The organism is Acrocarpospora pleiomorpha (assembly GCF_009687885.1).
Taxonomy (GTDB): Bacteria; Actinomycetota; Actinomycetes; order Streptosporangiales; family Streptosporangiaceae; genus Acrocarpospora; species Acrocarpospora pleiomorpha.
The window spans coordinates 138177-157541 of record NZ_BLAF01000013.1; the positions used below are offsets into that span (position 1 = coordinate 138177).

Consider the following 19365-nt stretch of genomic DNA (forward strand, 5'->3'; position numbering starts at 1 on the left):
GTAACGTGCTAGCAGCCTTGTGGATCTCGGCGACCGGCAGGCAAATGTCGAGCGAACAGCGAGTGAGTGCGCGATGGCCTGGAACGGGCCAATCCTGGGCCACCGGCATTCTCACCCGAGATTCTTTGTTTAGGAATTCATCCTGACGCCGCTATTAGAGAGCGGCGGCCGACCGGGTTGGAGCCGGTCGCCGGGTGCGATCCGGGAGCCGTGCCCGACACCGCCAAACGGCTGGCAGAGCACACGCGTCCTAGATCCAGAATCTCGCCGTGTCGGACGTTACCCCCGCCCATACTTGGGTAAAGTGGCCTTCCCCACTGTTCTTGGAAGGGCTGAATGATGGCCGACGAACCCGCCATGGAGGACAAGCTCAAGTCGCACGTGCCGCACACGGCACGGATCTGGAATTACTGGCTGGGCGGCAAAGATCATTTCCCCGTGGACCGGGAGGTCGGGGACCGGGTTCGGGAGATCTTCCCCGTGGTGATCGAGCTGGCGAGGGCCGACCGGCTGTTCCTGGGGCGGGCGGTACAGTACCTGGCCGCCGAAGTGGGGATCCGGCAGTTCCTCGACATCGGCACCGGACTGCCCACCCAAGACAACACCCACGAGGTCGCGCAGCGGGTGGCCCCAGAGTCGCGAATCGTGTATGTCGACAACGATCCGCTGGTGCTGGTGCACGCGCGAGCCCTGCTGACCAGCTCCGCGGAGGGCGCCACCGACTACATCGACGCCGACTTACGCAACCCGGACACCATCCTGCGGGACGCGGCCAAGACGCTGGACTTCTCCCAGCCGATGGCGATCATGCTGCTGGGCGTCATGCATTTCATCGGCGATGACGATGAGCTGCAGCAGATCATCGACCGGCTGCTGGCCGCGGTGCCGTCCGGGAGCTACGTGGCGGTGGCCAACACCACCACGGCGATCAACGGCGACACCACCGCCGAGGCGGTGCGGGTGTGGAACATCGACGCCCAGCCAAAACTGAAGCTGCGGACCCCCGAGCGGATCGCCGAGTTCTTCGACGGCCTTGAGCTGGTGGAGCCGGGGTGGGTCTCGTGCTCGCGGTGGCGTCCCGAGGTGGAGTGGGACGGCAGCCTGCCGGTCGAGGTCGACCAGTGGTGCGGGGTCGTACGCAAGCCGTAAGGTCCGCCGCGCCGCTGAAGCCCTCGCGCGCTCAGCCGCGCTCGTACGGGATCTTCTCGCCGGCCTCGATCGCGACCGGCAACCGGTTCTCGGCCGGCGGCAGCGGGCAGGTGGCGAAGTCGGTGTAGGCACAGGGCAGGTTCGTGGCCCGGTTGAAGTCGAGCACCACGCGACCGTCGGGGTCAGGTGCGTCCAGTGCCAGGGCGCGGTTGGCGGCGTAGGTGGTCACGCCGGACGTCACGTCGGTGAACAAGACGCTCAGGCTGCCCGGTGTGCGGCCCTCGAACGCCGTCAGGCTCAGCGCCTGCCCGTCGATCTCGAACTCGATGCGCCCGGGCGCGTGATACACGTGCTGCAGCCCTTCCACCGCGGCCCCGACAGTGGTCGGCCGGGGGTGGTCGAACGGCACATAGCGGCCGGCGACCGCCCACCGCGGATGCGGCGGAAACGTCGGCGTGCCGGCGTACTCGGCCCGCAGCGGATGGTCCGGATGCCGCGGCCGGACGATGTCATGCCCGCCCCGCTTGGCCACCTCGATCACCGCGTCGCCCCAGGCGGCGTTGATCCCGCCGCGCTCGGGGATAACGCCGAACACGTACCGCCCCCGCACCACCGCCCCGTCCACGACCAGTTCCTCATCCGCGTCGAGGGTCACCTCGACCCCCTCCGCACCGGTCGACCACTCCCCCGGCGCGCCGGGCAGGCGTTGTGGCTCGGACGTCAGCCAGTGCAGGCCGGTGACGGCGAGAAACCCATGCGGATCGGCCAGCACCGCCGTATGCCGCCGATGCCACTCGTGCCAGTCCCGGATGAACACCTCTGCCACGCTGCCGTCGACGACGGGAAGGGTTCCGGTGGTATCGACTGCCATGTCTGCTCCTCCAGATCGTGGTTGGTGATTCAAAGCTAGGTATCCCGATGAGATAAGTCAATAATTCCTACCTGATTTACATAGATTATCGCGCGGCTCCGGTCAGTGTTCCGCCCGGGCGGCCTTGCCCAGGTGCGGGCCGAGGCCGAAGTAGTGGCGGAAGTTGTAGATCAGCGGGCTCCACACGGTCGGGTCGACATGGGAGGTGCCGTCGATGACGATGCCGGTGTCCGCGTGCACACGGACCGCCGTGGCTTCGACGATGATGAATTGCCCGGATGCGTCGGACCGTAGATTGGTGACGGTGGCCTCGATCTGTGCCGGGCACTCGGTGATGCGGGGCGGGCGTACCAGCTCCGATGGTGTCGGGTGCCATCCGGCCGCGCCGAACTTGTCCGCGGCGAAGCGGCACTCGGCCGGTTTGCCGGCCGGGACCGGGTCGGCGCCGGTGAGCAGGGCGAGGCGCTCGACCTGCTGCCACTGGTCGGGCGAAGGGAAGTTGATCACGAGTTCGGGTCTGGCCCGGAGGTTGTGGACGGTGTGGCCGTTCGCGCCGAGGCCGAGGAGGAAGACGTTGCCCAGCGCCCACGCGGAGGAGATCGGCGCGAGATTCGCGGTGCCGTCCGCGTTCTCGGACGACAGGACCACGACGGGCGTGCCGAAATACAGGATGCTGGGCGTGATCACGCGGTGCGTGCCCCGGTCTGTCAAGGTCATGGGCCCATCGTGCGGGCGGGTCTGTTCGGTGCCGCCCGAAACGATGGGCGGATATTAAGGACGCATGAGTGTTCGTGTGGACGCGGCTTCGGGGATAGCGGAACTGGCGGCGATCTTCGCCGATCGCTCGCGGGCGTCGATGTGCGTGGCCCTGCTCGACGGACGCGCCTGGACCGCGGGCGAGCTGGCCCGATACGCCGACATCGCCCGCTCGACGGCCACCGAGCATCTGAACCTGCTAGTCGCCGCCGACGTGCTCGCCGAGGAACGCCAGGGCAGGCATCGCTACCTGCGGCTGGCCAGTACCGAGATCGCCGAGCTGATCGAGACTCTGGCCGCGCACACCCCGCCCAGCCGCGAACACCCGCGTACGCTCCGCACCGTGACGACGCAGGCGGCTCTGGCCCGCGCCAGGACGTGCTACGACCACATCGCCGGCTGGCTGGGCGTCGCCGTCACCGACGCGATGACCGACCGGGACATGCTCACCCGCCATGACGGCTGGACGCTCACCGCCAGCGGTCTGGCCTGGCTCCGGGAGTTGGGCGCGGACACCGAAGCCCTGCGTCAGGCCCGCCGTCCGATGGTTCGCAGCTGCCTGGATTGGACCGAACGCCGCCCCCACCTGGCCGGAGCCGCCGGAGCGGCCGTCTGCACCCGCTTCTTCGAGATCGGCTGGACCGAACGGATCGGCTCCGACCGCGCGATCCGGCTCACCACGACGGGCGAGGCCGCACTGCTGGACCAGCTCAACCTACGCTGGAGCGACCTTTAAGGCGCACCGGGGCCACAATCTAGTCATCTGGTGCGTTTCATCCTGAGTGCCTTAACGTCATCCCCGTGATGGGGCTCTTCGGGCGGGACGACGAGCGGAGACGGCTCGACCGGCTGCTCGGCAACGCGCGCAACGGTCACGGCGGCTCGCTCCTGATCACCGGCGAGCCGGGCATCGGCAAGACGGCGCTGCTGGAGGCCGCCACGACGGGCGCGGCCGGGGTGACGATGTTCCGCCTCGACGGCTTCGAATCGGAGATGGAGCTGCCGTTCGCGGCCATCCAGCGCCTGACGATCCCGCTCAGCGACCACTTCCCGGCCCTGTCCGAACGGCAGCGCGAGGCGATCAGGGTCGCGTCGGGCATCGCCGAAGGTCCGCCGCCCGACCGGTTCCTGGTCGGCTTGGGCGTGCTGGGCCTGTTCGCGGCGGCGGCCGCCACGACGCCCGTGGTCTGCGCGGTGGACGACGCCCATCTGCTCGACCAGGAGAGCCTCGACGTGATGGCGTTCGTGGCCCGCCGCATCGCGGTCGAACCCGTCGCCCTGCTGTTCGCCGCCAGGGATGAGAAGGACATCACCACCCGCCTGGCGGGGGTGCCGGAGCTGCTGGTCGAAGGGCTCAACCAGGAGTCGGCCACCGCGCTCCTGCGCCGGTCGCCGGCCACCCCGATCGACCCGGCGACGGCGGCGGCGATCGCCCGTGCCACCGGCGGCAACCCGCTCGCACTCATCGACCTCGCCGAGGAGCTGTCGGCGCGGGACCGGACCGGACTCGGCTTCGGCGCCGATCCGATCCCGGTCGGCCGCCGGCTGGAGGCCCACTACGCCCGGCGGCTGGGCCAGACCGACGCGCAGGTCCGGCGGTGGGTGCTGCTGGCCGCCGCCGACACCACCGACAACGTCGACCTGATCACCTCCGCCGCCGGCGAGCTGGGCCTCGACGACGACATCTTCGACCGGGCCGAGGCCGCGGGCCTGGTGGAACTCGACGACACGATCCGGTTCCGGCACCCGCTGGTCCGCTCGGCCGTCTACAACGCCGCCTCGGCGGCCGACCGCAGAACGGCCCACCGGGCGCTGGCCAAGGCCGCGGGCGACCTCGGCATGGTGGAGCTGGAGGCCTGGCACGCCGCCAAGGCCGCCGTCGGCACCGACGCGCAGGTCGCCGACCGCCTCGAACACACCGCCGACCTGGCCGCCCGCCGTGGTGGTTTCGCCTCCAGGGCCAGCATTCTCACCCGCGCCGCGGAGCTGACCCCGCCTGGCCCGGTCAAGGACTCCCGCCTGGTCGGCGCGGCCGAGGCCGCACTCGCGGTGGGCGCCGTGCAGGTCGCGGGCGAGTTGCTGGGCCGCATCGACGAGGCCACCGCCGACCCGGTCGAGCGCGGCCGGGTGATCGTCGTCAGGCACGCCCTCGGCCTGTTCTCCGGAGATCCGGAGGTGCTGCTGCCCTCGGCGGCCGAGCTGGTCAGGGCGGCCGACGCGTTCCACGGGCACGACCTCGAACGAGAACGCCGCACCCTGCTGAAGGCCTACGAAGCCTGCAGCATCACCGACCGGTTGATGACCGGCATCACCCAGCGGGAGCTGGGCCGGCGCATCGAGGCCGGGGCGGTCGGCGGCGGCCCCGACGCGGAGATCCTGGCCGGCATCGCCGCGCTCATCCTGCGCCCCTACGCGGAGGCGGTGCCGCGCGTCAGAGCGGCGTTCGACGCGATCATGGCGCTGCCCGACCACGAGATGATGCAGATGGGCTCGGCCATAGCCGCGCTGGGCGCCTTCCTCTGGGACGACGCCGCCCGCCGCGCCGGTCTCACGCGGGCCGCCGCGGCGGCCCGGGAGGTGGGCGCGCTCCAGGCCCTCGACACGGCGCTGTGGGTCACCTCCCTCGCCGAGCTGATGGGCGGCGCGGTCCGGCTCGCGGAGGAGGCGATGGCGCAGGTCCGCGAGGTCCGGCTGGCGATGGGCTACGACGCGGAGAACGTGATCAACGCCGCGCTGATGGCCTGGACCGGCTCGCCCCGGCACGTCGTGCTCGCCATCGCCGACGGGGCCGACGCCGTCGGCTTCGGCGGCGTCGGCGCCACCGCCGTCGCGGCCGTCGGCCTGCGCGACGTCGCCGAGGGCGCCTACCGGGACGCCTACGACCGGCTCAAGCCACTGATCCAGGACCCGTTCCTGCAGGTGACGCCCCTCGAATACGCGGAGTTCGTGGAAGCTGCCGTACGCAGCGGGCACACCGCCGAAGCCCGGCCCATCGTCGACCGCCTCGTGGCGATGGCCGAGGTGAACGGCTCGTCGTGGTGCCGTGGCGTGGCCGTCCGGTCCAAGGCGCTGGTCAGCGACGACACGGAGGCGGAAGGCTGTTACCTGGCCGCCATCGAGGCCCTCGGGCGGACCTGCGCCGAGACCGACCTGGCCAGGGCCCATCTCCTCTATGGCGAATGGTTGCGCCGCATGCGCCGCCGCCGGGAGGCGGGAGAGCAGCTCCAACTCGCGGCCAGGCAGTTCGAGCAGAGCGGCGCGCACGTGTTCGTGCCGAGAACCAGGGCGGAGTTGGAGGCGGCCGGGCTGAAGGCGGCGGCCGTCCCGGCCGATCCCGGCCCTCCTGGCCTGACCCCGCAGGAGCTGACCATCTCCCGCCTGGCGGCGCGCGGGCGGACCAACGCGGAGATCGCCGCGAATCTGTTCATCAGCGTCAACACCGTCGACTACCACCTGCGCAAGGTGTTCCAGAAACTCGGCGTCTCCTCCCGCCGCCAGCTCTCGGAGAAGCTCGCACCTGCCTGAACGACCAGGCGAACGGATCCGGTCGGTCGTGCCGATCGGATCCGTTCGCCGGTCAGGGGGTCAGGGGCTGGTGCAGGTGGCGGTTGGGGTGGCCGCAGTGCCGTTGGCGGTGAAGCCGAAGGTGGTGGAGGAGTTCGCGGCGATGGAGCCGTTGTAGGGGGCGTTGCGGACTGTCACGGAGGAACCGGACACGGTCTGCACGCCGTTCCACAGGTTGATGAAGGTCTGGCCGCTGGGCCAGGTCCAGCGGACGGTCCATCCGTTGACCGGCGTGGTGCCCGCTCGTACCGTCACGGTCGACTGGAAGCCGCCCGGCCAGCTGTTGACCGTGGCGAACGTCGCCGAGCACGCCCCAGGAACCGGGGACGGTGAAGGCGAAGGTGTCGGAGTAGGCGAAGGCGTCGGAGTGGGTGTCGGGGTGGGAGTAGGACTGGGGCTGGGGTTGGGGGTGACGGCGTTGAGGGCGTTCAGGACGGCGGTGTAGGCGGGTTTCTTGGTACCGCCGCTGAACAGCAGCGGGGTGTCGCCCGAGCGCCAGGAGTCCTGGTCGCGGACGCCCCACACGGTGATGCCGTTGCAGCGCGGCACGGCCAGGCAGTCGTTCACGACGTTGGCGTAAGTGGTCGCCGAGGCGCCCTGGATGTCCAGCTCGGTGATCTGCACGTCGACGCCGAGGGCGGCGAAGCTGGAGATCGTGGTGCGGAAATTGCTGTTGTACGGGCTGCCGCTGTTGAAATGGGCCTGGAGGCCGACACAGTCGATCGGCACCCCGCGCTGCTTGAAGTCGCGCACCATGGTGTAGACGGCCTGGGTCTTGGCCCAGGTCCAGTTGTCGATGTTGTAGTCGTTGTAGCAGAGCTTGGCGGCCGGGTCCGCGGTCCGGGCCGTGCGGAAGGCGACCTCGATCCAGTCGTTGCCGGTCCGCTGGAGGTTGGAGTCACGCCGGCCGCCGCCGTTGCCGTCGGCGAAGGCCTCGTTGACGACGTCCCAGGCGTAGATCCTGCCCCGGTAGTGGGCCATCACGCCGTTGATGTGGTCGATCATCGCCTGGCGCAGCGTGGTACCGGACAGGGACTGCATCCAGCCCGGCTGCTGGGAGTGCCAGGCCAGGGTGTGGCCGCGTACTCGCTTGCCGTTCTGCACGGCCCAGTTGAAGACGCGGTCGGCGTTGGTGAAGTTGAACTGGCCCCGGTTCGGCTCGGTGGCGTCGATCTTCATCTCGTTCTCGGCCGTCACCATGTTGAACTCGGCGTTGGCGATCGAGGTGTACTGCGAGTCGCTGAGCTTGCCCGCGTTGATCGCGGTACCGAAGTACCGGCCGCTCTGCTGTGCTGCCGCGCCGAGCGTGCTCTCCGCGGCATCGGCGGAGATCGGCGCTATCAGCGCCATGCCGAGCACCCCGACGGCGCCGGCGATCAGGGCCTGGCGCAGACCGTTGAAGCGTCGCGGGGGTGATAAGGCGTTCGTGCCCATGCCTGAGCCTCCATAACTGAAACACGGAAGAGGAGAAAACGCGGGAGCATCCCGCAGGATCGACGCCGCGCCCTATCACCGGAACGCACACCACCAGGGCGTCGCGGACGGCGACCCGCTGCCGTGCACCACCGACCTGGCAGGGGAGACCGCTCGGAAACTCAGGGTGGAGAACCACCCGAAATTTGTCAATATCTCCCTGAAAGTTTCGGCCACAGGTCCGGCGATACGCGCTTTGCAGGCGCGCCAACGGCCGACCTTGCCCATGAAATTTTCGGCGAGCTCGTCATCCGGAGCGGGACATCGTCGATGGAATTTTCATTGCGACGTCCTCGCCGATCGAGGCGGGCACTCGGAGAGCACCAGATGAGCCGCGCCTGGCCCGCACATATCGCGGAACACCAGGGGCCGACCCTTGACGGCAGGTCCCCACCTCGTATTTGCTCCGCCCACCACCACTTCCAACCTCCCGACAGAGAAAGGAACACGATTGGCAGAGGGGTGTTAACGCCAACGGCTCTCCCCAACGGCACCGCATTGAACGATCACGCTGCATGTCATTTCTGGAGGCGGAATCTGAGATGTGTGATCATCGGAGAATCGATCACTGAGACCTTTTCCAGGCTGGATCGTCCGGCGGCGATTGGATCGAACAGGCGGATCCCCTCACCGATCAGCACCGGTGCCAGAGCGATCCGCATCTCGTCGATCAGGCCGGCCGCCAGGCACTGGCCGGCGACGTCCGCGCCGCCCGCCACGACGATGTCCCGGTCGCCCGCCACCGATTTCGCCATCCGGACAGCGGCGTAGATGCCGTCGGAGACGAAGGTGAACGACGTCTCCCCCTTCGCGGGCTTTTCGGGGCGATCGTGGGAGAGCACGAAGTGTTCCACGTCGAAGGGGTTGTCGAGGAAGCCGTCCTGCTCCGCTCCGAGGTCGTAGGTGCGCCGACCCATGATCACGGCTCCCGTGTTCCTGATGAGGTCGGTGATGACCTGACGGTCGCCCTCGGCAGGGGAGAACCACCAGTGGTGGAGGCCGCGATCCTCGCCGTTCGGCCCAGCGATGAATCCGTCCAGCGACATCGTCATATCCAGCAAGATCATGCCCATGATGACTCCGGTGAGATGAGGGTTCGGATAGGTTCAGGCGGCGTCGGTGTCCCCGCCAGGCCGTACCTGGCGCAGGCCCACCGCGGCCAGGACGGCCAGCGCGAGGAACAGGCCCGCGCCCACGACGGCCGAGACGTTCAGCCCGGCGGTGAACGCCCGCCGCGCGGCATCCAGCAGTTCGGGGCCAAGACCGCCGGTCAGCCGGGCGGCCGCGGCCGTGGCGGCGGTGATGCTCTCACTCGCGGTCTCGGCCACGCCGGAGGGAACGCCCGCGGGGACGGCCAGTCGCGCGGAGTACACCGCGGCGCCGATGCTGCCCATGACGGCGATGCCCAGCGCGATGCCGAGATGGTTGCCCGTTTCGGAGATCGACGCCGCCGAGCCCGCCCGGCGCGGTGGCGCGGAACCCACGACCAGGCCGGTGCCGAGTGCCCCCATGGGACCGGCGCCGAAGAAGGCCAGCACGAAGCCGCCCACCAGCAAGGGCATCCCGCCGGGCCGTACCTGGCTGAGCAGCAGGTATCCCAACGCGGTCACCGTCAGGCCGGCGGCGATGACGTACGCGGGACGAAAACGCTGCGCGAGACCGGGAGCCAGCATGGAACCGATGACGATCGCCACGGCCGAGGGCACCAGCCACAGGCCCGCGCGCAGCGGCGAGAGCCCCTCGACCGCCTGCAGGTAGAGGCTGACCAGCAGGTAGATCCCGCCCGTGGTCACCGAACCGAGCAACAAGATGAGCATCGCGGCGCCAAAGGTACGGCTGGCGAACAGCCGGAGGTCCAGGAGCGGGCTGGCCAGCTTCCGCTGCCTGCGTACGAAAACGACCCCGAACACCACTCCGGCCAGGACGGCCAGCAGGGCAGCCGGGCCGTCTTTGGACAGTTCCTTGATGCCGTACACGACCGGCAGGATCGTGGCCAGGGACAGCACGACGCTGGGCACATCCAGTCGGCCGAGTGTCGTGTCCCGGGACTCGGGCAGTAGCACCGGGCCCAGGACCAGGAGCAGGGCCATCACGGGGACGCCCATGAGGAAGACCGAGCCCCACCAGAAGTTCTCCAGGAGCGCCCCGCCGACGACCGGCCCGAGCGCACCGCCGACCATCAGGCAGCCGAACCACGCCGCGATCGCCATGCCCCGCTGCCTGGGTTCGGCGAACATGTCAGTGATCAGCGCCAGGGTCGACGGCATCAGTGTCGCCCCGGCGACGCCCATCAGCGCCCGGGTCACGATCAGGAGCTCCGCGCTGGCGGAGTAGGCGGCGACCACGCTGGCGACGCCGAACGCGGCGGCCCCGATCAGCAGCAGTCTCCGGCGTCCGATCCGGTCGCCCAGGGTCCCCATCGTGACCAGGAAACCCGCGAGCATGAACCCGTAGATATCGATGATCCACAAGGTCTGGGTGCTGCCCGCCGCGAGATCCGCGCTCAAGTGCGGCAGCGCGAGGTACAGCACACTCTGGTCCAGGGACAGCAGCATGGTCGGCAGAGCCAGTACGGCCAGCCCGCCCCACTCCCGCCGTCCGGCGATGGGCCCAGCGCCCGTCAGCGTCGCGTCACGCATATAAAGATCCTTTGAGCTTGCCCGTTTTCCTGGGATACAGACCACGGGCAATGGCGAAAGTCGCCGCTCAAGCGATGAGATTTTTCCTCGCATAAGGTCGGTACGAGAAGAACGTGCCGGAGGGGTTGCGGTGGAGACACGAGTCGAGGAGGACTTCGACGTCCTGGCCACGCGTTTCCGGCCCGAGCTCCTGGCGCACTGCTACCGCATGCTCGGCTCCGTCCACGACGCCGAGGACGTCGTTCAGGAGACCTTCCTGCGCGCGCTGCGCTTCCACGAGGCGTTCGAGGGCCGGGCGTCCATGCGTACCTGGCTGTACCGGATCGCCACCAATGCCTGCCTGACCGCGCTCAACAGCCGCGGGCGGCAACCGCTGCCGGTCGGCCTGGGCGGCCCCGGCGAGCACCACGTGGTCACGTGGCTGGAGCCACTTCCTGACGCCATGATCAGCCCAGGCGACCCCGCCACGATCGTCATCGACCGGGCGAGCATCCGGCTGGCTTTCATCGCCGCCCTGCAACACCTCCCGGCACAGCAGCGCGCGGTCCTGATCCTCCGGGACGTCCTGCGCTGGCGAGCCGCCGAAGTCGCCGAGACCCTCGGCACCACGACCACCGCCGTCAACAGCGCCCTGCGCCGCGCCCGCGCGCGCCTCGACGAGGTGGCCCCGGACCAGGACAAGATCACCGAACCCACCGCCGCGGCACAGCGCGAACTGCTCGCCCGCTACGCCACCGCGTTCGAACGCAAGGACATGACCGCGATCGCCGAGCTGCTGTCCGGCGACGCCATCTGGGAGATGCCCCCGACCACGCTCTGGTTCCAAGGTCCGTACGACATCGTCCGCCACCTCGCCGGATCCTGCCCCGCCGGCCCCGGAGACCTGCGCCTGGTGGCCACCCACGCCAACGGCCAGCCCGCGTTCGCGACCTACCTCCCCAGCGGCGGCCACCACGTGCTCGCCACCCTGCAGGTTCTCACCCTCACCACCGCCGGGATCAGCCACATCGTCGCCTTCTCCGCCCCGGAGATCCTCACCACGTTCGCGGCACCTGTAGGCGTCACTTTTCCGTGAGGAGGGGGAGTCGCACGTCGAAGCGGCCGCCGCCGTGGGGGGATTCCCCGACGAGAATGGTTCCCGAGTGGGCGTGCACCACGTCGTTGACGATCGCCAGGCCCAGGCCCGTGCCCCCGCGGTCGCGGCTGCGGGCCGTATCCAGCCGGGTGAACCGTTCGAAGATCCGCTCGCGATCGGCCACCGCGATTCCGGGACCGTCATCGCTGACCGTCACCAGCGCGCTGTCGCTGTCCCGGTGCACCTCGATGTCGACCAGGTGCCGGGCGTGCCGCTGCGCGTTGTCCAGCAGGTTGGTCAGCATCCGGCTGAGCTGGCTGGGCACGCCCTCCACGGTGACGCCGTCCTCCAGGCTCGATCGGATGGGCGGGGTGCGGGCGCGTTGTTTCAGTTCCGCACGCGTCAGGGCCGCCAGGTCGACCCGCTGACGTTTGGCCGCCGCGCCGGATTCGAGACCGGCCAGCATGAGCAGGTCGGACAGGATCGCCTGCACGCGGTCGACATCGTCCAGCGTGTGCTCCAGCAGCCCGTTCAGGTCGATGTCCCGCGGGTGCATCTGGGCTTCCTCGAGTTTGACCCGCAACCCCGCCACCGGGGTGCGCAGCTCGTGCGAGGCATCGGCGACGAACCGCCGCTGCTGGTGCGTGGCAGTCTCCAGCCGCTGCAAGGTCTGGTTGAGGGCATGGATCAATCTGGAGATCTCATCGTCTCCTGCCGGTTCGGCGATGCGATGGCTCAGGTCACTGAAGGTGATCTTGGCAAGCTTCGACCGGATGGCGTCCACGGGCTGCAGGATGCGCCCGGTAACCGCCCACGTGAGCCCGGCCACGCACGAGATCAGGACAATGGCCTGCGCGGCCACGATGGCGTCGACGAAGCCGGTGGACAGAACGGTGTTGGTGCGACGGGCGGCGACCACGACCGGGGAGTCGGCGCGGGGGTCGGCCCGGAGCACGCTGTAACGAAGGCAACCTCGTTCGGGGTTGGAGCAGGTTTGCAGATCCTGCAGTGGATCGTTCGGCTCGGGCCGGGCGACGCTGATCGGCGGCTTGTTCCTGGCCATCGGAGATGCGGCCAGGACACGCCTGTCCGGCGCCACGACCTGAACGAGGTCGACGCCCGGTACGGTCGGCGTGATCACGCGCGGCAAGGAGCCCCCACGGATGGCCGCCGCTATCAAGATCGCCTGCTGCTGCGTGTCGTGCCAGACCACATCAGCGAACATCTGCGAAATGACCGTGCTCATCACCGCGGCCATCGGAATGAGGATGACCAGGGCACACACGACGCTGAGCAGCGTGAGCCGCCCGCGAATCGACCGTGGGCGCAATCTCAACAAACACTTACCCACAGTTCCACGCTAGCGAGGGCACCCCTTGCCACCACGAAGCCAGAGGAAAGCCTCAGCCAAGGACTGTCTCCCCGATTCAAGCGAGGTCAGGCTCCTGCCCGTACCAGGTCGAGGCCGGCGGGTGTGTCGACCAGCCGATGGGCGCCGGCGCGGCGGCCGGGGACGGCCAGGACGACGAGGGCCGCGAGCAGAGCGGCGCCGCCGCCGATGAAGAGGCCGACGCGGAAGCCGTCCTCGGAGGGGAGCGTCACCGGGCCGAGCTTGACCGTCATGGTGCCCAGGACCGCGCCCAGCACCGCGCTGGCGCTGGAGGTGCCGATCGCGCGCATCAGGCTGTTGAGGCCGTTGGCGGCTGCCGTCTCGGTGGGCGGCACGGCGCTCATGATGAGGGTGGGCATGGCCGCGTAGGCGAAACCGATCCCGGCGCTGATCACGGCGGAGAAGATCAGGACCCCCCAGGCGCTGTCCATCAGGGCCAGGGCCAGGGCGTAGCCGGAGGCGATGACGAGCGTGCCGAGCAGCAAGGAGATCTTGGGGCCTCGAACCGCTGACAGGCGTGCGGCCAGGGGCGAGATCGCCATCATGACGAGCCCGGCCGGTGCCATCCACAGGCCGGCCTCGACCATGGATTGGCCCAGGCCGTACCCGGTCGCGGCGGGCAGCTGCAGGAGCTGGGGGGTGATCAGCGACATCGCGTACATGGCGAAGCCGATGACGACGGAGGCCAGGTTGGTCATCAGCACCTGGGGGCGCACGCTGGTACGCAGGTCCATCAGGGGTGCGGGCGAGCGCAGTTCCCACCATCCCCACAGCAGGAGGATCGCGGCCGAGGCGGCGAACATGCCGAGCGTGGTGCCGCTCGTCCAGCCCCAGTCGCTGCCCTTGGAGATGGGCAGGAGGAGCAGGACCAGACCGGCTGACAAGCCGACCGCGCCGACGAAGTCGAAACGGCCCGGCGACGTGACCCGGGACTCCGGCACGATCAGCAGAACCAGGACGCACAGCAGCAGGCCCAGACCGGCCGAGCCCCAGAACAGCGCGTGCCAGTTCAGGTTCTGGGCGACGAGCGCGGCGGCGGGCAGGCCGAGCGCGCCGCCGACGCCGAGTGATGAGCTCATCAGCGCGATGGCCGAGCCGAGTCGTTGCGGCGGCAGGATGTCGCGCATGATGGCGATCCCCAGGGGGATCACGGCCATGCCGAGCCCCTGGAGCGAGCGGCCGATGACCATCGGGGTCAGGGAGTTGGCGGGCGCGCACACCAGGGAGCCGATGGCGAGCAGGAGCGCGCTGGCGACGATGACGCGGCGTTTGCCGTACAGGTCGCCGAGGCGTCCGGCGACGGGCATGGCGATCGCGCCGGCCAGGAGGGTGGCGGTGATCGCCCAGGAGGCGTTGGCGGCGGTGGTGTGCAGCAGGGTCGGCAGGCTGGATATCAGTGGCACGATCAGGGTCTGCATCAGCGAGACCGTGATGCCCCCTGCCGCCAGCACGCTGATGATGGCTCCGGTGCGCGGCGCGGCGTGCGAGGGGCTCATGGGTTCTCCGCATCTGTCAGCTTTGTGCATCATGCATATGATGTGCATAGTACATATAGCCTGATGGTGGGGCACCTGACCCCCCGATCGGAGGGTTCCATGCACGAGGTGATCGCCGATATCGAGCGTGAGTTCATGCTGATCGGCCGCTACAAGGAGCTGGTGGCGACGGCCGACGGCGCCGAGGAACGCCGGCTGGAGCGCAGCAGCTACATCCTGCTGCGGCGGCTCGAAGTCAAGGGGCCGATGTCGATCGGCCAGCTGGCGCACGCGTTCAGCCTCGACACCTCCACCGTCAACCGGCAGACCACAGCCCTGCTCCGCGGTGGCCTGGCTGAGCGCATCCCCGATCCCGACGGCGGCATGGCCCGCAAGCTCCGCATCACCGAGCAAGGACTGCGCCGGGTCGACGAGGAGCGCACGTGCCGGCTCAACGGCCTCGCCAGAGTCCTGAAAAACTGGACCCCGGAAGAACTGGCCGCGTTCGCCGACGGTCTGGCCCACTTCAACGCCAGCATCGAGAGAGCCGTCGAATAGTCGTGGCCGCGCACTGAAATATTCATACCCCCGCTGAATCCTTCATGCCCAGGAGCAGGTCGTGGTACGGCCTGGGGAAACATCCTGTACACACCCGCGAAACAGGCCAAGCATGGGAGCGCTCCCAAATCGGGCGCTCCATCCATGGAGGCTTGAAGATGAAGAAATTACGTTTGTGGATTGTGTCCACAGCGGCCGTGCTCCTGGCGGCGATCGGGGTGGCCGTCACCCCGCCCGCGGCCCACGCGGCGGTCGCCTGTTCCGTGACCTACGCCAAGGCCTGGGACAACGGCAGCGGGTTCGGCGCCAACATCACGATCAACAACCTCGGCGACCCGGTCAATCCGTGGACGCTGCGCTACACCTGGCCCGGGAACCAACAGGTCACCCAGGGCTGGGGCGGAACCTGGACTCAGTCGGGCCAGAGCGTGACCGTGACCGCTCCGTCGTACGCGCCCGGTTTGGGAACGGGAGCGAGCGTCACCATCGGCTTCAACGGCAGCTATAGCGGCGCCAACACCAACCCCACCGCTTTCACCGTCAACGGCGTGGCCTGCGGTGGCACCCCAACGTCCACACCGACGCCCACGCCAACGCCGACCCCGACGCCGACCCCGACGCCGACACCCACCCCGCCGCCCGGTAACGCGCGCGCCGTCGTGGCCGCGATGCAGCCCGGCTGGAACCTGGGCAACTCCCTCGACGCCACCGGCTCGGGCGAGACCTCATGGGGCAACCCGCAGATCACGGCGGCGCTGCTCGACAACATCAGGGCGCAGGGCTTCAACAGCATCCGGATCCCGGTGACCTGGGGTCAGTACCAGGGCGGGGCGCCCAGCTACACCATCAACGCCACGCACATGAACCGGGTGAAAGAGGTCGTCGACTGGGCCCTCGCCGACGGCTTCTACGTGATGATCAACATCCATCACGATTCCTGGCAGTGGATCCAGAACATGCCAGGCGACCGGACGAACGTACTCGCCCGATACAACGCGATCTGGACCCAGATCGCCAGCACATTCCGGAACTCCTCACCCAAGCTGATATTCGAGAGCGTCAACGAGCCGACTTTCACCGGCAGCTCCGGAGACGCCCAGAACGCGACGCTGCTGAATGACCTCAACACGTCCTTCCGAACCATCGTGCGCCAGTCGGGCGGCAACAACGCGACCCGGTTGCTCGTCCTGCCGACCCTGCACACCTCGGCCGACCAGCCCAGAGTCGACGAACTCGTCAGCACGTTCAACGCGATGAACGACCCCAACCTCATCGCGACGGTCCACTTCTACGGATACTGGCCATTCAGCGTCAACGTCGCCGGCGGCACACGCTTCGACGCCACCGTCCAGCAGGACCTGACCGACTCCTTCGACCGGGTGTACAACGCCTTCATCACCCGCGGCATCCCCGTGATCATCGGCGAGTACGGCCTGCTGGGCTTCGACCGGCACACCGGCACAATCCAGCAGGGCGAGAAACTCAAGTTCTTCGAATTCCTCGGCCACTACGCGCGCACCAGGCAGATCACCACCATGCTGTGGGACAACGGCCAGCACTTCGGCCGGACCTCCTTCCAGTGGTCCGACCCCGAACTGTTCGCGCAGATCAAGTCCAGCTGGACGACACGCTCAGGTACGGCCTCATCGGATCAGGTATTCAACGCCAGAGCATCCGCCATCACCAGCAAATCGCTCACCCTGAACCTGAACGGCACCTCGTTCGCAGGCATCCGCCAGGGCAACACAGATCTGGTACGCGGCACCGACTACACCGTCTCCGGCAACCAACTCACCTTCACGGCATCCGCACTCACCCGCCTGACAGGCTCCCGAGCCTACGGCGTCAACGCGACACTGTCGGCTCGGTTCTCCCAGGGCGTCCCGTGGCGAATCAACATCCTCACCTACGACACCCCGACCGTGCAGAACGCGAACGGAACAACGAACTCCTTCGCCATCCCCACCACATTCAGGGGCGACCAACTCGCCACCATGGAGGCCAAGTACGCCAACGGCACCAACGCCGGCCCCCACAACTGGACGTCGTTCAAGGAATTCGACGTCGCATTCGCCCCCAACTACAGCACTAACACAATCACGCTGACACCGGCTTTCTTCGCCGAAGTCAACGACGCCGCCCGAGTCACACTCACCCTCCACTTCTGGAGCGGCACGACCGTAACCTACTTCGTCACCAAGTCAGGATCCACAGTCACCGGCACCACAACCTGACCAAGCCAGGCGGGCCACGCTCTCTTGGATCGTGGCCCGCCTGTATCCCAGGCGTGGCCCGGCGAGCGAATGGACGCGCCGGGCCACGGTCACCTCAGACCGCGTCCAGATAGGCGCGGACCATGCCCGCGATGGCTTCCTGGCCCTGCTTGGTGGGATGGCCTCGTTGCTGGCCTCCGCTCAGGCCGATTCGGAAGATCCATGAGTCGCGAGAGCAGGCCTCGTGGCCGTCGAGAGCTTCCAGCACGGACACGAATTCGACGCCGGCCTCCTGCGCGGCGCTTCGCAGCGTGTCATCGAGTTTCTTCGCCAGTTCGTTCAGTTCACGGCGTTCGGCATTGCTGAGCCAGAGGCAACGTTCCTCGCTCTTCTTGTCCGGGAACATCCGCGGGTATCCGACGATGACGATGCGAGCATCACCCGCCGCTGCCTTGAGGTCCTGGTACCCCTTGATCGCCGTCTTTTTGAGCTTGGGCAGTCGTTTCGCGGCTTGGCCCAACGTCGAATCGCCGAAAAGCGGCTTGTAGGTGCAGTTGTCGATGTAGCAGGCGGTCAAGACAGGGCTGAATCCCAGGTCGTTTCCTCCCATGGTCATGGTGATGACGCCTGCGGGCTCCGCCATCTGCTTGAGCTGGTCAAGCTGGGCGGGCTCGTTCTTGAATTTCTTCTTCAGCGCCTCGAACTTCGCCCCCGAGCAGGCGACGTGCGCGCCCATGACGAGGTCGGACCGCTGCTCGTCCACCAGCCGAGGCCAGGCCGTGTCGCTACGGTGGCACCCACCGGACGCCTTGTCGTACGGACCGCTGCCCTCACCGGAGGAGTAGGAGTCGCCCAAAGCGGCGAGCGTCTGCTGCTGCTCGAAATCCACATTGTCGATGGCGAAACCGGCGTCCTCTTGACTCACTGAGGCGACCTTGAAGGACGCGATTCCCTCATGCGCGACGGTGATGGGGACAATGCCGACGCTGTCAGCTGAGGTGGTGTTGATGACGGCGCCCTTGGCGTTGAACACGGTGATCGCCACGGAGCCGGGATTGTTGATGTATCCGACGTCGAGGCTGAACTTCCGCATCGTGCGCGGCTTACCGTCTGGCGTGACGAATGTTCCGGTGATCGCTCCTTGGAACCGCGGCGTGCCGGACAGGACCGGCGTGGTTGGGTTGGAGCCATCGGAGGTGATGAAGGGAGCGTCTCCCCCGAAGATGATTCCCTTGTCCTGGTATTGCGTGGCTATCGCCGTACCCTCCGGAAATTCGGAGAAGGTGATGACTGGCGATGCCGCAACCGCCTTCGCGCGCACGCTGGGCTCAGTCGCGGCGTTACCGCCACTTCCTTGATCTGGTTTTGGAGACGCGGCTGCCGGTCCGATCATCGCGAGAACGACGAACACGGCAACTGTGCCGCATTTCGCCAGCGCGGCGACGCGTAATTTTGACACCGATTGATCCCCTTATTGCTTGATTAAATAGACGTCAAGCGTAGGACGGCAGCCTCGAGATCACGGTTTACGCACTCCACAAATGAAGTTGGAATACCCATTCGGAAGAATTGCGAGCGCATAAGACAAATGGAGCAAGTTTGCGGCAACGTTGACCAGGCTTGCGGAACTGCTCGACCATTCCGGCGTTCCGGGGCCGGAAGAGGGTCGAACGCATCGAGTGAAGGGACCTTCGGCCCTCTACCGGCGGGGGCCGGGGTGCCAGCCTGGAGGTATGAGACTTGATTCGGCCGGACTGCGGGTGCTTTCGCGTCAGGAGTGTCTGCACCTGCTGTCGCTGACATCGCTGGGGCGAATCGTCTTCACCGATCATGCCCTGCCTGCCGTGCAGCCGGTCAACTTCCATCTGGACGGGCAGAACATCGTGATCCGTACTGCGACCGGCTCCAAGCTGGCCGTCGCCACCCGCAATGCGATCGTGGCCTTCGAGGCGGATGACATCGACCTGCGTAGCCGTACGGGCTGGTCGGTCACCGCTGTCGGGAGCGCGCGGGCGGTGACGGATCCGGCGGAGGCGCGGCGCCTCGCCGAGTTGCCGTTGACGCCGTGGACGCCGGGGCGGCTCGATCACTTCATCGTGATCCATACCGAGCAGATCTCCGGGCGCCGCCTGTGGTCGGCCACGAGTCAGGCGACCAAGGTCCTTCACTGAAAGGGTCGTCCGGCTCTGTCGTGCGGGTCCG

15 protein-coding genes are annotated in these 19365 nt (G+C 68.0%); 7 read left to right on the plus strand and 8 right to left on the minus strand.

The features are described from left to right. The first annotated feature begins 339 nt into the window (after window positions 1–339). A complete protein-coding gene (locus tag Aple_RS12990; RefSeq protein ID WP_155344994.1) occupies window positions 340–1149 on the plus strand; it encodes an SAM-dependent methyltransferase in 810 nt (269 codons plus the stop codon). A gap of 31 nt (window positions 1150–1180) precedes the next feature. Here the strand turns inward: Aple_RS12990 and Aple_RS12995 are convergent, their stop codons facing one another. Then, the gene (locus Aple_RS12995) at window positions 1181–2020 is read right to left on the minus strand and encodes a DUF1684 domain-containing protein (protein ID WP_155344801.1); all 840 of its coding nucleotides are present in this window, start codon (window positions 2018–2020) and stop codon (window positions 1181–1183) included. A gap of 102 nt (window positions 2021–2122) precedes the next feature. Beyond that, on the minus strand, window positions 2123–2737 hold the full coding sequence (locus Aple_RS13000) for a flavin reductase family protein (protein ID WP_155344802.1): 615 nt from the start codon (window positions 2735–2737) through the stop codon (window positions 2123–2125). A gap of 64 nt (window positions 2738–2801) precedes the next feature. Here Aple_RS13000 and Aple_RS13005 point away from each other — a divergent pair, with 64 nt between their 5' ends. Then, window positions 2802–3512 carry an ArsR/SmtB family transcription factor gene (locus tag Aple_RS13005; protein ID WP_155344803.1) on the plus strand — a complete coding sequence of 237 codons (711 nt, stop codon included), beginning with the start codon at window positions 2802–2804 and terminating at the stop codon, window positions 3510–3512. A 68-nt stretch (window positions 3513–3580) separates the two neighbouring features. After that, window positions 3581–6301, plus strand: coding sequence for a helix-turn-helix transcriptional regulator (locus tag Aple_RS13010; RefSeq protein WP_155344995.1), 2721 nt, complete (start codon window positions 3581–3583; stop codon window positions 6299–6301). 60 nt (window positions 6302–6361) lie between these two features. Here the strand turns inward: Aple_RS13010 and Aple_RS13015 are convergent, their stop codons facing one another. The 3 genes from Aple_RS13015 to Aple_RS13025 all read right to left on the minus strand — a co-directional run bounded on the left by Aple_RS13015 (window position 6362) and on the right by Aple_RS13025 (window position 10452). Then, window positions 6362–7774: a glycoside hydrolase family 10 protein gene (locus tag Aple_RS13015; protein ID WP_155344804.1), complete on the minus strand. Its 1413-nt coding sequence runs from the start codon at window positions 7772–7774 to the stop codon at window positions 6362–6364. Window positions 7775–8331: 557 nt separating this feature from the next. After that, on the minus strand, window positions 8332–8880 hold the full coding sequence (locus tag Aple_RS13020) for a dihydrofolate reductase family protein (RefSeq protein WP_218038301.1): 549 nt from the start codon (window positions 8878–8880) through the stop codon (window positions 8332–8334). A gap of 39 nt (window positions 8881–8919) precedes the next feature. Further along, complete coding sequence (locus Aple_RS13025; RefSeq protein WP_155344805.1) at window positions 8920–10452, minus strand: MFS transporter; 1533 nt, start codon at window positions 10450–10452, stop codon at window positions 8920–8922. 130 nt (window positions 10453–10582) lie between these two features. Between Aple_RS13025 and Aple_RS13030 the strand changes: the two genes are divergently transcribed. Then, complete coding sequence (locus Aple_RS13030) at window positions 10583–11527, plus strand: sigma-70 family RNA polymerase sigma factor (RefSeq protein WP_155344806.1); 945 nt, start codon at window positions 10583–10585, stop codon at window positions 11525–11527. Here the strand turns inward: Aple_RS13030 and Aple_RS13035 are convergent. Together Aple_RS13035 and Aple_RS13040 are read right to left on the minus strand one after the other, a co-directional pair. Continuing rightward, window positions 11514–12785, minus strand: coding sequence for a sensor histidine kinase (locus Aple_RS13035; RefSeq protein WP_155344807.1), 1272 nt, complete (start codon window positions 12783–12785; stop codon window positions 11514–11516). The genes Aple_RS13030 and Aple_RS13035 overlap by 14 nt on opposite strands. 179 nt (window positions 12786–12964) lie before the next feature. Beyond that, window positions 12965–14413, minus strand: a complete 1449-nt coding sequence (locus Aple_RS13040) for an MFS transporter (protein ID WP_155344808.1) — start codon at window positions 14411–14413, stop codon at window positions 12965–12967. Between the two features lie 99 nt (window positions 14414–14512). On the opposite strand from Aple_RS13040, the gene Aple_RS13045 reads away from it, so the two are divergent. Both Aple_RS13045 and Aple_RS13050 read left to right on the plus strand, forming a co-directional pair. Beyond that, entirely contained in the window at window positions 14513–14950 is a 438-nt protein-coding gene (locus Aple_RS13045; RefSeq protein ID WP_155344809.1) for a MarR family winged helix-turn-helix transcriptional regulator, read from the plus strand. A gap of 158 nt (window positions 14951–15108) precedes the next feature. Further along, window positions 15109–17184, plus strand: coding sequence for a cellulase family glycosylhydrolase (locus Aple_RS13050; protein ID WP_155344810.1), 2076 nt, complete (start codon window positions 15109–15111; stop codon window positions 17182–17184). A gap of 94 nt (window positions 17185–17278) precedes the next feature. Here the strand turns inward: Aple_RS13050 and Aple_RS13055 are convergent, their stop codons facing one another. Beyond that, window positions 17279–18622 (minus strand): SGNH/GDSL hydrolase family protein, encoded by a 1344-nt coding sequence (locus Aple_RS13055; RefSeq protein ID WP_155344811.1) that lies wholly within the window; start codon window positions 18620–18622, stop codon window positions 17279–17281. A 274-nt stretch (window positions 18623–18896) separates the two neighbouring features. On the opposite strand from Aple_RS13055, the gene Aple_RS13060 reads away from it, so the two are divergent. Next, window positions 18897–19334 (plus strand): pyridoxamine 5'-phosphate oxidase family protein, encoded by a 438-nt coding sequence (locus tag Aple_RS13060; RefSeq protein WP_155344812.1) that lies wholly within the window; start codon window positions 18897–18899, stop codon window positions 19332–19334. Window positions 19335–19365 lie beyond the last annotated feature (31 nt).